Source organism: Gilliamella sp. B3801, assembly GCF_026536645.1.
Classification (GTDB): Bacteria; Pseudomonadota; Gammaproteobacteria; order Enterobacterales; family Orbaceae; genus Gilliamella; species Gilliamella apicola_I.
Genome location: NZ_JAFNNR010000004.1, coordinates 73303 through 88754, shown reverse-complemented (window position 1 = coordinate 88754; position 15452 = coordinate 73303). Strand labels below are relative to the sequence as shown.

Genomic DNA, 15452 nt, shown 5'->3' with positions numbered 1-15452 from the left:
GAATTCATATAATATTAGTTAATATGATAAAACAGCAAAATGTTAAATTAGGTTTTGCCTTAGCCATGTTAACAGCGGTTATGTGGGGGCTAGTGCCGATTGCAATGAAATATGCATTGGTGGTTATTGACCCATTAACGTTAGCGTGGTCTCGATTGGCAATTTCTGCCATCGGTATTACGATATGGTTAGCTTATAAAAAACAATTTCCTAATTTAGCGATGTTTAAAAAACGTCGACGTTTCATCTTATTAATGATTGCCGGATTTGGATTACTTGGTAATTTTGCGTTATTTGCAAGTTCTGTTCAGTATCTTTCTGCGACAACGGCTCAAGTTGTAGGTCAAATGGGTATTGTAATTTTTATGATTTCAAGTGCGTTTGTTTTTAAAGAGCGATTAAGACCAACGCAAATAATGGGTATTTCGGTATTGCTAATTGGATTAGGACTATTTTTTAATAAAAATATTACCGTTCTATTTGCTAATATATCGACTTATGGCATTGGTGTTTGGCTTGCTTTACTTGCTTCAATTTCATGGGCAGCTTATGCATTGGCACAAAAAGTATTATTACGTAAATTACGTGCAGAACAGTTACTTTGGCTAATTTATCTTATTTGTACGGTATTTTTATGGCCATTGGCATCGCCAACAAAAATCGCTCATGCCGATGCAACGCAGTTATTTGCCATTATCTTTTGTGGTTTAAATACCATTATTGCTTATGGCGCATTAGTTATGGCAATGGAACGTTGGCAAGCTGCACAAGTTAGTGCAATTACCACATTATCACCGTTGTTTGCATTAATTTTTTCAGATTTATTTGCCGTAATTTGGCCAGAAAAATTTGCTATGCAGTATTTAAATATTTTAGGTTATATTGGCGCAGTATCAGTCGTTGCTGGTGCGATGTTTGCCACAATTGGGCACTATTTATGGCATCCAAGAAAAGGCTGGCTAATTAACCAGAAGAAAGAGGAAGAATAATGAAATTTGTAGATGAAGCTTCAATCCGAGTCGAAGCCGGTGATGGTGGCAATGGTTGCGTAGGTTTTCGTCGAGAAAAATACATTCCCAAAGGTGGCCCTGACGGTGGTGACGGTGGTGACGGTGGTGATGTCTATTTTATTGCCGATGAAAATCTCAATACTTTGGTTGATTTCCAATTTGAAAAAAATTATCGGGCAGAGCGTGGGCAAAATGGACAAGGTTCAGATTGTACCGGTAAAAGAGGCAAAGATATTACCGTAAAAGTGCCCGTTGGAACTCGAATCACAGACAAATATACGGGTGAAATTATCGGCGATTTAACGCATCATCAACAAAAAGTGTTAGTCGCAAAAGGTGGGTTTCATGGCTTGGGTAATGCACGATTTAAATCTTCAGTGAATCGGGCTCCAAGGCAAAAAACCGATGGTACGCCCGGTGAAAAACGTGATGTACTGTTAGAATTATTGCTACTTGCTGACGTTGGTATGCTTGGTTTACCTAATGCCGGTAAATCCACATTTATTCGATCAGTTTCAGCAGCTAAACCGAAAGTCGCTGATTATCCGTTTACGACTTTAGTGCCAAGTTTAGGCGTGGTAAGAATGGATAATGAGCAAAGTTTTGTTGTTGCGGATATTCCGGGATTAATTGAAGGTGCTGCGGACGGTGCTGGTCTGGGTATTCGTTTTTTAAAACATCTTGAACGTTGTCGAGTTTTAGTGCATTTAATTGATATTGCACCAATTGATGAATCTGATCCTATTGAAAATGCGAAAGTCATTATTCAAGAACTTCATCAATATAGTGAAAAACTTGCCAATAAACCTCGTTGGTTGGTATTCAACAAAATGGATGTTTTAGGTGAAGAAGAAAGTGCTAAACGTGCTGCCGAAATCGCTAAAGCATTGGATTGGGATGACAAATATTATGTTATTTCAGCGGTCAATCATGAAGGGGTAAAAGCTTTATGTTGGGATCTGATGGATTATATGAATGCTCATCCACGTGAAGAAGAGCAAGAAGAAACATCACCAGAAAAAGTTGAATTTATGTGGGATGATTATCACCAACAAGCTATGGATGAGGCTTTTGATGACGACGACGATGATTTTGATGATTGGGATGAGAGTGACGAAGAAGGGGTTGAATTCATCTATCAAAAATAGTAATAACCTAAAATAAGTTAAACTTATCACTTCAAATTATCAACTAAAAAATCAGCATTGCTAAAATACAGGGTGACATAGCCCTGTATTCCTCTCTATTATTCTCACGCTAACACAATGATTTCATATTAAAAAACTTTTATTTTAAATTTTTTCTGTTTTTTTGAAAAAAGTCAAAAAAAACGCTTGCTTTTAATAATGAGAATTATTATCATTAAGATGTACTTGATTAGAGCGTCGCAAGACTTCTGAAAAAGTATGACATTGCTCACATTGCTTCCAATGTTTGCCAGCCTAGCGCAACTATGCTGGCTTTTTTATTTTAAAGTGATTTTAAATCCGATGTTTTGATAACTAATTGATCGTCAATAACCATTTTCCATTGACCGTCCTCAAAATAAGGAGGCGTACTTACTTTAAATAAAGAATTTAAACCTAAAATCCCTACTTTAAAATCATCACCAATAAATTCTTGTATCGGTCCTTTAATGGTTGTCGTCACCCCATCTTTTTTATAATTGTAAATAACTCTGGCGTCTTTAGTTATACTTATCACCATATATTCACCTTGCCATGTGCCAATATAGTTACTTTTTTCGGGTGGAATTGTATCAAGTTCGTTACATGCAGTAATAAAGATGGCAAGTATTAGAAATAGATAAACATGTTTTATTTTCTTCAATAATTTCAAGTAGTTATTCCTTATGTGTTTAACATTTATTTTTAGTTATTAATTGTATCAAGTAAAATAAGTAATGCTGCACTGCCGCCAAATTCTTTCGGTGCTTGATGAAAACAAATGATATTAGGATGCTGGGCTAACCACATTGGTGTCTGTTTTTTTAAGATGTTTTTACCATGTCCATACATGATACAAGCACAATGTGCGTTTTCGCTTAAGCAAGCAGTAATAAGCGATGCTATTTCTTTTTTCGCTTCTTGCTGTGTTAATCCATGTAGATCTAAAAAAAATTCAGGTTCATAAAATCCACGACGTAATTTTTTAATCTCATAAGGATCAGCGTTGTCTCGACTATAACGAATGGGATCGTCTTGTAAGAGTGGTTGATAATCATCCGAAAAATAAAACTCAGCATGATTTTTTTCATGTTGTCGTTTTTCAATCGCAATGGCTTTTTGAGACCGTTTTAAGGGTTTATGAACAACAGTATCTTGTGCAAGTTTTTGGGTATTGCCTATGCTACTTTTGAATAAGTTTATCTCTTCTTGAGTTAATTTGAATTTTTCAGTCATTGATAATTACTCTGGGTAAACTTTTTGTTTGAATTCACATAAATCTTCAATCACACAAGCCCCGCATCGCGGTTTTCTGGCGATACAAGTATAACGTCCATGCAAAATTAACCAGTGGTGACAATTTATTTTGTACTCTTTGGGTACCACTTTCAATAATTTTTCTTCCACTGCCTCAACGGTTTTTCCGGGTGCAAAGCCCGTGCGATTGCTGACACGAAAAATATGAGTATCAACCGCAATCGTTGGCCAACCAAAAGCCGTATTTAGCACTACATTTGCTGTTTTTCTGCCTACACCGGGTAATGCGATTAATGCATCAAAATTTTCTGGCACTTGACCTTGATATTTTTCAACTAAAATCTGACAGGTTTTGATAATATTATCTGCTTTACTATTGTATAAGCCAATGGTACGGATATAACTTTTGAGCTTATCAACCCCAAGTGCTAAGATTTGTTCCGCTGTATTAGCAATTGCAAATAAAGGTTTGGTTGCTTTGTTTACACTCACATCGGTTGCTTGTGCAGAAAGAACAACAGCAATGAGCAATTCGAAAGGTGTTTGATAAACAAGTTCAGTTGTTGGATCTTTAATGTGATCTTTTAATCTTTCTAAAATTTGAATACGAGTTGATTGTTTCACAGAGTATGATAAATATAAATAACATGCCTGATATTATATACTTTATTTGTATAAATATTGTAGGTTAAATTTAATTTTTAGCTAAAAGTCACTTTATACGACGATAATTAAAATTACGGCAAAATAACAATCTCAATGACCTATCTGAAAAATTTTAGCGTGACGGATTGTCAGCTTAGTTATATTCATTCATCGCCTGCTTTTTAGCATGTGGTTTTTATGATAAGCTACTCCACTATTTTTTAATTTCATCAACAAGGTTTTTTAGAAATATGTCCTTACCAATGATTGTCACCTTTGCTATATACATTTTAGGAATGATTGCGATCGGTTTTTTTGCCTTTCGATCAACGCAAAACTTTGGTGATTATATTTTGGGGGGGCGCCGTATTGGTAGTGTTGTCACTGCGCTTTCGGCTGGCGCTTCGGACATGAGTGGTTGGCTATTAATGGGGCTGCCAGGGGCTGTTTTTTTATTCGGTATTTCGCAAAGTTGGATTGCAATTGGTTTGATAATTGGGGCTTACTTAAACTGGTTACTGATTGCCGGTCGGTTACGTGTTTTTACTGAAATTAATCATAATTCCTTGACCTTACCCGACTATTTTGCTCGCCGATTTGATGATAAAAGCGCTTTGCTGCGTATTATTTCAGCGGTAATCATTCTTATCTTTTTTACGATTTATTGTGCATCAGGCGTTGTTGCGGGTGCAAAACTTTTTGAAAGTACCTTTGGAATGAGTTATGGTTGGGCAATGTTAGCTGGTGCTGGCGCAACAATCGCTTATACTTTTATAGGTGGTTTTTTAGCGGTCAGTTGGACGGATACTATTCAAGCGAGTTTGATGATGTTTGCACTTATCTTAACTCCCGTTATGGTTATGGTGAACGCAGGTGGTTTTACCGATGCCTTAGCAAATATTGAATCGCTCAATCCTGATTATACCAACATCTTTGCTCACATGGATTTTATCGCTATTATTTCATTGCTTGGCTGGGGGCTTGGCTATTTTGGGCAACCGCATATTTTAGCTCGCTTTATGGCGGCTGACTCACATGATGTGATGAAAAATGCCCGTCGAATTAGTATGACTTGGATGATTTTATGTTTAGGTGGAGCAATTACGGTAGGATTTTTTGGTATTGCTTTCTTTGCCAATCATCCAGAGTTTTCAGATCTCATTAATAACGGTAAACATGAACGTATTTTTATTGAGTTATCCAAATTATTGTTTAATCCATGGGTTGCTGGTGTTTTATTAGCGGCGATTTTGGCTGCGGTGATGAGCACGTTAAGTTGTCAGTTACTTGTCTGTTCAAGCGCATTAACGGAAGATTTTTATCGAGCCTTTTTTAGACCGAAAGCAAAACAACGTGAACTTGTTTGGGTTGGACGAATTATGGTTTTACTGGTATCGGTCATTGCCATTTTGTTAGCAATTAACCCTAATAATAGTGTCTTAGATTTAGTTAGTCATGCATGGGCAGGATTTGGTGCTGCCTTTGGTCCCATTATTGTTTTTTCTGTATTTTGGTCTCGCATGACACGCAATGGCGCTCTAGCAGGTATGATTACAGGAGCGGCAACAGTATTGCTTTGGATTAATTTTAATTGGTTTAATCTTTATTCACTTATTCCGGGTTTCTTATTTGCGTCTTTAGCGATAGTAATCTTTAGTTTATGTGATAAAAAACCGAATGAAATAGTGGAAGATCATTTTAAACAAGCGTATAAACGTTATCATAATAAAGTAGAATAGATTTCAATAAAAATAGAGTTATCCAAAGTCAAATTTCAACGTAATAAAATTTTTATAGGTAAAATAACATGACAAAAAATGTGATCAAACAACTGCAAGAGCGAGGATTGATTGCTCAACTGACAGATGAAAAAGCACTCATGGAACTAATTGAACAAAATCCCATAGCGCTTTATTGTGGTTTTGATCCCACGGCTGATAGTTTGCATCTAGGTCATTTGGTACCATTACTTTGTTTAAAACGCTTTCAGTTAGCCGGTCATAAACCGATTGCGCTTGTTGGCGGCGCAACAGGTTTAATTGGTGACCCGAGTTTTAAAGCCGTTGAACGTAAATTAAATACTCAAGAGACTGTTGTTGAGTGGAGCGAAAAAATTAAACAACAAGTTTCTCCATTCTTAGATTTTAATTGTGGTGCAAATGCAGCGATTGTCGCTAATAACTATGATTGGTTTGGTGGCATGAATGTATTAACTTTTTTACGTGACATTGGTAAATATTTTTCAGTTAACGCCATGATTAACAAAGAATCAGTCAAACAACGTATTGATCGTGATGAAGCTGGGATTTCATTTACTGAGTTTTCTTACAGTTTATTACAATCTTATGATTTTGCTTGTTTAAATAAAGATCATAATGTGGTGTTACAAATTGGGGGATCAGATCAATGGGGTAATATTACTGCCGGTATTGATTTAACTCGTCGATTACATCAAAAACAAGTTTATGGTTTAACGGTTCCTTTAATTACCAAATCTGACGGTACAAAATTTGGTAAAACGGAAAGCGGTGCGGTTTGGCTTGACCCTAAAAAGACCAGTCCATATAAATTCTATCAATTCTGGATTAATACCGCTGATGCTGATGTTTATCGTTTCTTAAAATTCTTTACTTTCATGTCATTAAATGAAATTGATGCACTTGAAGAAGAAGATAAAAATAGCGGTGTGGCACCAAGAGCACAATATGTTCTTGCTGAAGAGGTCACACGCTTAGTCCATGGTGAAGAAGGCTTAATGGCAGCCAAACGGATCACTGAAAGTTTATTCTCAGGAAAATTAGCCGATCTATCTCAAGCCGATTTTGAACAATTGGCGCAAGACGGTATGCCAACGATTACGGTTGAGGGCGATATTGATTTGCAACAAGCGATCGTTAATGCACAGTTTGCACCGTCAAGAGGCCAAGCCAGAACAATGATTGAATCTAATGCGATTTCAGTTAATGGTGAACGTAACGCGACAACAGATTATCATTTTTCACAAGAAGATAAGCTTTTTGGACGTTATACATTACTTCGTCGAGGTAAGAAATATTACTGCTTACTAATTTGGAGTTAATTTATGAAAAATATACTATCTATTCAGTCACATGTTGTATTTGGTCATGCAGGTAATAGTGCTGCTGTATTCCCTATGCGTCGTGTGGGAGTAAATGTATGGCCTTTAAATACTGTGCAATTTTCAAATCATACGCAATATCGTCAATGGACAGGCACGGTAATGCCAGCATCACATTTAACTGATATCGCCGATGGCATTAATGCCATCGGTGAACTTAAACGATGTGACGCAGTATTAAGTGGTTATATGGGATCCCCTGAACAAGGTAGTGCCATAACCGAAATAGTAAAAAAAGTAAAAGCTGTAAATCCCAATGCAATTTATCTTTGTGATCCTGTTATGGGGCATCCTGAAAAAGGTTGTTTTGTTGCGCCTGGCGTATCTGAATTTTTGTGTAATACTGCATTACCGATAGCAGATATGATGGCGCCTAATATTTTGGAGCTAGAAGAGTTAAATGGAAAACAGCCAATTAATAACGTTGAAGAAGCGGTATTTGCATGTAAAGCACTTTGTAAAAAAGGGCCTAAAGCGATTTTAGTTAAACATTTAAGTCGTGCGGGATATCGTAAAGATCGTTTTGAAATGTTACTCGTCACAGAACATGAAGCATGGCACATTGAGCGCCCTTTAGTTGACTTTGGCGTGAGACAGCCTGTTGGTGTAGGCGATATGACGAGTGGATTGTTTTTAGCGAATATTTTGCTTGGTAAATCGCTGGTTGAGGCGTTAGAACATACCACTTCTGCGGTTTATGCTGTTATGCTTGAAACCTTGAAACTCAATGAATATGAGCTTCAATTAGTTGCCGCTCAAGATGAAATAGCAAAACCTTCACAATGGTTTAATGCGAAAAGAATTGATTAATTTTAAAAATATGTAAAAATGGATCCAATTTAATTTATTTTTAATTCTTAACAAAAATGAGGGGATGATGGAAGACAATATTTCTTTGGGTAAGATGCTTTCCAATTTACGTAATAATATGGGATTAACTCAAGAAGATATTGCCAATAAGATCCATGTTCGAAAGGCAGTGGTCGAAGAAATTGAAAACGATCAGCGAGTTCATGCCCCTCTTGTCTTTGTTAAAGGTTATATTCGTTCTTATGCTGAAATTGTTGGTTTATCTGAGGACGAGTATCAACCTTATCTAGAAAAAATGTCAAAGCAAAATGCATCCGAAACAAAAATAAAGCAACTCATTCCTGCCCTTGAACCTAGAAAAAGAGGAAAGCGGATTTTATTTTTTAGCTTATTTGTAGTGGTTTGTATAGTTGGTGTAACTATTTATTATTTTAATAAAGAAAGTAAAAATAATTATGTAGAAGTGAGTCATTACATTTCGCCATCATCATCGAATCACGTTAACAGTTAGCAAATTTTCTTACTCGTATACAGACATTTGATGCAAATCTTGTTAAGATCACAAGCTAGTTATTTTGTTATATCATTAGGCGTGTTATGAGTCATCAGGATTCACCGATAATCAGACGAGAATCTACCCGAATTTATGTCGGCAGTGTACCTATTGGTGGTGGTGCGCCCATTGCCGTTCAATCCATGACGAATACCCGTACGACGGATGTTGAAAAAACTGTTGCTCAGATTCAAGCACTTGAGCGAGTAGGTGTCGACATTGTTCGTGTGTCGATTCCAACAATGGATGCGGCAGAAGCGTTTAAATTGATTAAACAACAAGCGAAAGTGCCACTTATTGCAGATATTCACTTTGATTATCGTATTGCTTTGAAAGTAGCAGAATATGGCGTGGATTGTTTAAGAATTAATCCGGGAAATATCGGTAATGAATCAAGAATTCGAGCAGTTGTTGATTGTGCTAAAGATAAAAATATTCCAATAAGAATTGGGGTTAATTCCGGATCACTTGAAAAAGATATTCAAGAAAAATATGGTGAACCTACGCCACAAGCAATCGTAGAATCAGCGATGCGTCATGTTGACATTTTGGATAGGCTTAATTTCGACCAATTTAAAGTGAGTGTGAAAGCGTCAGATGTATTTACAGCGGTGGATGCCTATCGACTTTTAGCTAAACAGATAAAACAACCCCTACATTTGGGGATCACTGAAGCTGGTGGCGTTCGCAGTGGTGCAATTAAGTCGGCAATAGGTTTAGGTTTGTTATTATCTGAAGGTATTGGTGATACATTGCGTGTCTCTTTAGCTGCTGATCCCACTGAAGAAGTTAAAGTCGGTTTTGATATATTAAAATCATTGAGAATTCGATCTCGTGGTATCAACTTTATTGCTTGTCCGACCTGTTCAAGACAAGAGTTTGATGTCATTAATACAGTCAATACGTTAGAACAACGTTTAGAAGATATCATTACACCAATGGATGTATCGATTATTGGTTGTGTTGTTAATGGGCCAGGTGAAGCTTTGGCTTCAACGATGGGTGTTGCTGGCGGTCATAATAAAAGTGGCTTTTATGAAGATGGTGTACGTATTGGTCGTATTGATAACGAACAGATGATCGATGAACTGGAAGCAAAAATTCGAGCTAAAGCATCAATACTAAAAAACAGAATTGCAGCAACTGAACTATAATTTTATTAGATAGCGAATACATAAATGACAGAGAAAAAAATCCAATCTATACGGGGAATGAATGACTTACTCCCAACAGATAGTGCGAGTTGGCAACAAATTGAAAAAATTGTTAAAGGTGTTCTAAATAGCTATGGCTATAATGAGATAAGAACCCCCATTGTTGAAGATACTGCGCTATTTAAAAGAGCCGTCGGTGAAGTGACGGATATTGTCGAAAAAGAGATGTATACTTTTAATGACCGTAATGATGAAAGTATCACTTTACGTCCCGAAATTACTGCGGGTTGTGTTCGTGCGGGCATTGAGCATGGGCTTTTTTATAATCAAGAACAACGTCTATGGTATTTAGGACCTGCATTTCGTTACGAAAAACCGCAAAAAGGTCGCTATCGCCAATTTCATCAATTTGGGGTTGAAGTTTTTGGGCTTGAAGGACCTAATATTGATGCTGAACTAATTTTATTAACCGCAAGATTCTGGAAAGCACTGGGTATACAGGATCACACTTCGTTAGAATTAAATTCAATTGGCTCACTTGAAGCTAGAGCGAACTATCGTCAAGCACTCGTTGATTTTCTTGAACAACATAAAGATAAATTGGATGAAGACTGCTTACGTAGAATGTATACTAATCCATTACGTGTACTCGATTCGAAAAATCCAGTCGTACAAGAATTACTTAATCAAGCGCCAAAACTATTTGATTATTTGGATGCGGAATCGAAAGAACATTTTGAAGGGCTGTGTCGTTTACTGGATAAAGCAGGAATAAAATACAATATTAATCAAAGATTAGTAAGAGGATTAGACTATTACAATCGTACAGTATTTGAATGGGTAACAAGTAGCTTAGGTGCTCAAGGTACTGTCTGCGGTGGGGGTCGTTATGATGGATTAGTGAGCCAGTTAGGTGGTCAATCAACGCCAGCTGTTGGTTTTGCAATGGGACTTGAAAGATTAGTTTTACTTGTTCAAGCTGTCAATCCTTCATTAAATCGAGATAATTCGATTGATATTTATATGATCTCCTCGGGAGATGAAAACACGATTTCAGTAGCACAATGTGTTGCTGAATTATTACGTGACGGTTTACCTGATAAACGAATTGTGACTAATTATGGAACGTCTAATTTTAAGAAACAATTTGCCAAAGCAGATAAATTAGGTGCTAAAATAGCGGTTATTGTTGGTGAAAACGAGTTAGCGAACCAAACGGTAACTATCAAAAATTTACAAACAGGTGAACAAACTGAAGTCGCGCAAAGCGATATTGTTCAAACTTGTTTGGCAATGATATAAATCTAAAGGAAATAGGAGATAAGCGTGAGTTATCAATCGTCAAGTGAAGAACAAATGTGGGCTTTAAAAGAGTTTCTTGCGAAAACGTGGAAAATTATTGTTGCCGTTATTGTCATCGGATTATTGGCTTATTATGGTTGGAATTACTATCAATCAAATCAAGTTAAAAAATTGGAACAAATGTCAGATCGTTATGAGCAACTTGTAAAACAGTTAGATCAGACAAAACCGGAATCCGTAAATGATTTAGTTGCTTTTGCAAAAGAGGGTGATAGCGTTTATAACGTTTTTGCTGATCTTTTTGCGGCTAAATTTTATATCGAAGTAACAAAAGATTATGCAGGTGCTCAAGCATTATTGACTGATGCTTTATCTAAAACAAAAGCGGAACCGGTAAAATCCGTTATTAATATTCGTATTGCACGTGTGCAGTATCAACAAAACCAATACCAAGAAAGTTTAGCAACGTTAGATAAAGTTAACAATGAAGCTTGGGAACCAGTGATTAACGAAATACGGGGCGATATATTAACCAAAATGTCTCGTTATGCTGAGGCGGTAGATGCTTATAAAATTGCGCTAAAATCAGCGGCAATGATAAGTTCAGAGCCAAATATTAAAATTAAACTAAATCAAGCTGAATATTTACAAGCTAAACAAATAGTTGAACAAGATAAACAAACTGCTGAAGAAAAAGCAGAGCAAGAGGATCAGTCAAAGACTGAAACGGAAGAAAATAAAAATTAATTTATCCTGCTATAAGGGTCTATACAATGAAGTTATCTAAATGTTTTTTAACCAGTGTTTTTATGTTTTCACTTGCTGGATGCTCGATATTTGGAGGAGAAGAAGAAGTTATTCAAGTTTCACCTTCTCCTATAGTCAGTAACCAATTTACTATTCACCAATTATGGCGTAACAGTACTGCAGGAAATACTCGTATTTATTCATTATTAGGTCCTGCTAGTTATGATAATGTTATTTATGCAGCGAGCCGAAGTGGAGAGGTAAAAGCAGTTGATTTAACGACGGGTAATACATTGTGGAATGTCGATTTATCTAAAAGCACACTTTTCAGTAGTAAAACAGCGCTCTTTTCTGGCGGTGTAAGCGCCGATGAAAATTATGTTTATGTTGGCAGTGAACGTGCTGTTGTTTATGCTTTAGATCGTCAAAACGGAAAAGTCGTCTGGGAAAAATCGGTTAAAGGAGAAGTCCTTGCTCGCCCGGTATCGTCTGATGATAAATTAGTGATTCATACCGCTAATGGTATATTACAAGGGCTTAATCGTGAAACTGGTGACGAACTTTGGGAAGTAACTTTTGAAGTTCCGGCATTATCATTAAGAGGTAACTCAACACCAGTCATTGCCCATGGTGCAGCTATCTTTGGTGATGATAATGGTCGAGTAAATGCTTACTACATTAATGATGGTCAATTAATTTGGCAACAACGTATTTCACAACCGACTGGTTCAACAGAAATTGCAAAATTAAATGATGTTGATTCAACCCCTGTAGTTGAAGGAAATACTGTCTATTCTGTTGGATTTAATGGTTATGTTGCTGCACTGGATTTAAGTAATGGTGAAGTCATATGGCGTAAAAAAATAGGTTCAACACACAGTTTTGCGGTTGATAAAAATCGATTATACGTAGTAGATCAAGATGATAATATTCAATCATTATCAAAAACGGAAGGTGGCGTACTTTGGACGCAATCAAGTTTTACACACCGCCAATTGACTGATCCAGTCATTTATCAAGATTATGTCGTATTTGGTGATTTTGAAGGTTACCTGTATTGGTTAAATGCTGAAACAGGTGAACTTGTAAATAAAATAGAAGTAAGTAGTAGCGGAATAATCGCTAAACCATTGGTGGTTGACAATAAACTGATTGTTCAAGTCAAAAATGGTGATATTTACGCTTTCACAAAAAATTTAAGTAATTAGAGAATAAACATGGTACCTGTTGTAGCACTAGTTGGTCGTCCAAATGTTGGAAAATCAACTTTATTTAATCGGTTAACAAGAACACGTGATGCGTTAGTCGCAGATTTTCCTGGATTAACCCGTGATCGTAAGTATGGACGAGCTGAAATCAAGGGCCATGAATACATAGTAATTGATACGGGTGGTATTGATGGCACCGAAGAAGGGGTTGAAAGCTTTATGGCTGACCAATCCTTACAAGCTATCGAAGAAGCCGATATCGTTCTGTTTTTAGTCGATGCAAGAGCGGGTGCTATGCCGGCAGATCATGCGATAGCTAAACACTTGCGTTCTCGTCAAAAGGCCACTTTTTTAGTTGCCAATAAGATTGATGGTATTGATGCTGATACGGCTATCTCAGATTTTTACTCATTAGGTTTAGGCGATATCCACCCCATAGCGGCAAGTCATGGACGTGGTGTCAGTTCTTTGATTGAAACGGCGTTGGAACCTATTTTCCAATTTAAAGATCACCATGAAGATGACTTTAATGAAGACCAATTGCCACCAGATTTATCAGAATCTTATGACGATGTTGACGAAGATGATGTTGAATCACTGATTAATCAACCGATTAAAGTGGCTATTGTCGGGCGTCCGAATGTAGGTAAGTCAACACTAACCAACCGAATTTTAGGTGAAGAACGGGTTGTGGTCTATGATATGCCAGGTACAACTCGAGATAGTATCTATATCCCAATGACTCGTGACGAACGAGAATATGTTTTAATTGATACGGCAGGGGTGCGTAAACGTGGTAAGGTAACGCAAACCGTCGAAAAGTTTTCAGTGATTAAAACATTACAAGCGATTGAAGATGCAAATGTTGTCATATTGGTGATTGATGCCAGAGAAGGTATCTCAGATCAGGATTTATCATTACTCGGCTTTATCATCAATAGTGGGCGTTCACTTGTTATTGCTGTCAATAAATGGGATGGGTTATCACAAGACATCAAAGAGCAAGTTAAAGCAACACTAGATGACCGACTTGATTTTATTGATTTTGCCCGTTTGCATTTTATTTCGGCTTTACATGGTAGTGGTGTGGGTAATTTATTCGATTCAATTCAAGAAGCTTATGAATGTGCAACCCGTCGGGTAAATACTGCATTATTAACCAAAATTATGCAAATGGCACAAGATGATCACCAACCACCTCTCGTTCGTGGACGTCGAGTAAAACTCAAATATGCCCATGCCGGAGGCTACAATCCACCTATTGTGGTGGTTCACGGAAATCAAGTTGAAGATCTTCCCGATTCTTATAAACGATATTTAATGAACTATTTTAGACGCTCATTAAAAATTATGGGAACGCCGATTCGAATTCAATTTAAAGAAGGGGCGAATCCTTTTGAAGGTCGAAAAAATAGTTTAACGGCATCACAACAACGTAAACGACGTCGATTGATGAAACACGTTAGAGGTCGTAAATAGTTTATGTCAAAAAAAAATATAGCAGGGCAAAGTCAAGAAGGCTTGTGCCCTAAATGTCATCATAAAATGGATGTTATGTCTGCGCAGCATTACGTTTGTGCTCACTGTAAACAACATTTTGTCGAACACTATATATGCCCCACTTGTCATCAACCTGCTCAAATGATCAAAGGCTGTGGTGCCATAAATTATATTTGTCCAACTGATGGATTAATCTCCAGCAGTAAAGTGATATTTCAATATTTACCAGAATAGAAAATCTATCTATATAAAAACCATAAGAGGTTATTTCATGCGTATTATTTTATTAGGTGCACCAGGTGCGGGAAAAGGAACTCAAGCACAATTCATTATGAAAAAATATGGTATTCCTCAAATTTCAACCGGCGATATGTTACGTGCAGCAGTGAAAGCTGGTACGCCACTTGGTCAACAGGCTAAAGAATTAATGGATGCCGGTAAACTTGTTACCGATGAACTTGTGATTGCATTAGTGAAAGAACGTATTGCACAAGATGATTGTGCAAATGGGTTTTTATTAGACGGATTCCCTCGAACTGTACCCCAAGCTGATGCTATGAAATCAGCAGGTATTAATGTTGACTATATACTTGAATTTGATGTGCCTGATTCTGTTATCATTGATCGAATGAGTGGACGCCGAATTCATGCGCCATCGGGACGAGTTTATCATGTCCGTCATAATCCACCAAAAGTAGAAAATGTTGACGATATTACGGGTGAACCTTTAACAACTCGCAAAGATGATGATGAAGAGATAGTCCGTAAACGCCTTGTTGAATATCATCAATTAACTAAACCTTTAATTGATTACTATCAACATGAAGCGAAAGAAGGTCGTGCAAAATACTACCGCATTGATGGTACCCAATCTGTATCTGATGTGACAAACGAACTTGTTAAAATCTTAGATTAATTAATCGATTGTTAAAAAAGCCAGTTATACATTTGTTATCTGGCT

Annotated in this window: 16 protein-coding genes; 13 read left to right on the top strand and 3 right to left on the bottom strand. The window is 36.9% G+C overall.

What is annotated here, in order from left to right; all coding sequences use genetic code 11:
* The first annotated feature begins 23 nt into the window (after positions 1–23).
* On the top strand, positions 24–989 hold the full coding sequence (locus J3U14_RS04465) for a DMT family transporter (protein ID WP_267350363.1): 966 nt from the start codon (positions 24–26) through the stop codon (positions 987–989).
* Entirely contained in the window at positions 989–2158 is a 1170-nt protein-coding gene (gene cgtA, locus J3U14_RS04460) for an Obg family GTPase CgtA (RefSeq protein ID WP_220216378.1), read from the top strand. The genes J3U14_RS04465 and cgtA overlap by 1 nt, the downstream gene beginning before the upstream one ends.
* A gap of 322 nt (positions 2159–2480) precedes the next feature.
* On the opposite strand, the gene J3U14_RS04455 is transcribed toward cgtA, so the two are convergent.
* From J3U14_RS04455 to nth, 3 genes are read right to left on the bottom strand one after another with little or no spacing between them, the layout of a single operon-like run.
* Entirely contained in the window at positions 2481–2849 is a 369-nt protein-coding gene (locus J3U14_RS04455) for a hypothetical protein (RefSeq protein ID WP_267350365.1), read from the bottom strand.
* Between the two features lie 32 nt (positions 2850–2881).
* Positions 2882–3412: an endonuclease SmrB gene (gene smrB / locus J3U14_RS04450; RefSeq protein ID WP_267350367.1), complete on the bottom strand. Its 531-nt coding sequence runs from the start codon at positions 3410–3412 to the stop codon at positions 2882–2884.
* Positions 3413–3418: 6 nt separating this feature from the next.
* Positions 3419–4057, bottom strand: a complete 639-nt coding sequence (nth, locus tag J3U14_RS04445) for an endonuclease III (RefSeq protein WP_220216381.1) — start codon at positions 4055–4057, stop codon at positions 3419–3421.
* Positions 4058–4329: 272 nt separating this feature from the next.
* Here nth and putP point away from each other — a divergent pair, with 272 nt between their 5' ends.
* The 11 genes from putP (at position 4330) to adk (ending at position 15407) form a co-directional block, all read left to right on the top strand.
* On the top strand, positions 4330–5817 hold the full coding sequence (gene putP / locus J3U14_RS04440; RefSeq protein WP_065558621.1) for a sodium/proline symporter PutP: 1488 nt from the start codon (positions 4330–4332) through the stop codon (positions 5815–5817).
* Positions 5818–5885: 68 nt separating this feature from the next.
* Entirely contained in the window at positions 5886–7157 is a 1272-nt protein-coding gene (gene tyrS / locus J3U14_RS04435) for a tyrosine--tRNA ligase (protein WP_220216382.1), read from the top strand.
* A 3-nt stretch (positions 7158–7160) separates the two neighbouring features.
* Positions 7161–8027, top strand: a complete 867-nt coding sequence (pdxY, locus tag J3U14_RS04430; RefSeq protein ID WP_065558623.1) for a pyridoxal kinase PdxY — start codon at positions 7161–7163, stop codon at positions 8025–8027.
* A 67-nt stretch (positions 8028–8094) separates the two neighbouring features.
* The gene (locus tag J3U14_RS04425) at positions 8095–8538 is read left to right on the top strand and encodes a helix-turn-helix domain-containing protein (RefSeq protein ID WP_065558624.1); all 444 of its coding nucleotides are present in this window, start codon (positions 8095–8097) and stop codon (positions 8536–8538) included.
* Positions 8539–8624: 86 nt separating this feature from the next.
* A complete protein-coding gene (ispG, locus tag J3U14_RS04420) occupies positions 8625–9734 on the top strand; it encodes a flavodoxin-dependent (E)-4-hydroxy-3-methylbut-2-enyl-diphosphate synthase (RefSeq protein ID WP_267350370.1) in 1110 nt (369 codons plus the stop codon).
* A gap of 24 nt (positions 9735–9758) precedes the next feature.
* Complete coding sequence (gene hisS, locus J3U14_RS04415) at positions 9759–11036, top strand: histidine--tRNA ligase (protein ID WP_267350372.1); 1278 nt, start codon at positions 9759–9761, stop codon at positions 11034–11036.
* Between the two features lie 24 nt (positions 11037–11060).
* Entirely contained in the window at positions 11061–11783 is a 723-nt protein-coding gene (locus tag J3U14_RS04410) for a YfgM family protein (RefSeq protein ID WP_267350373.1), read from the top strand.
* A 26-nt stretch (positions 11784–11809) separates the two neighbouring features.
* Entirely contained in the window at positions 11810–12991 is a 1182-nt protein-coding gene (bamB, locus tag J3U14_RS04405; RefSeq protein WP_267350375.1) for an outer membrane protein assembly factor BamB, read from the top strand.
* Between the two features lie 9 nt (positions 12992–13000).
* Positions 13001–14470 carry a ribosome biogenesis GTPase Der gene (der, locus tag J3U14_RS04400; protein ID WP_267350377.1) on the top strand — a complete coding sequence of 490 codons (1470 nt, stop codon included), beginning with the start codon at positions 13001–13003 and terminating at the stop codon, positions 14468–14470.
* 3 nt (positions 14471–14473) lie between these two features.
* Entirely contained in the window at positions 14474–14725 is a 252-nt protein-coding gene (locus tag J3U14_RS04395) for a zinc-ribbon domain-containing protein (protein ID WP_267350379.1), read from the top strand.
* Positions 14726–14762: 37 nt separating this feature from the next.
* Positions 14763–15407, top strand: a complete 645-nt coding sequence (gene adk / locus J3U14_RS04390) for an adenylate kinase (protein WP_267350381.1) — start codon at positions 14763–14765, stop codon at positions 15405–15407.
* Positions 15408–15452: the final 45 nt, after the last annotated feature.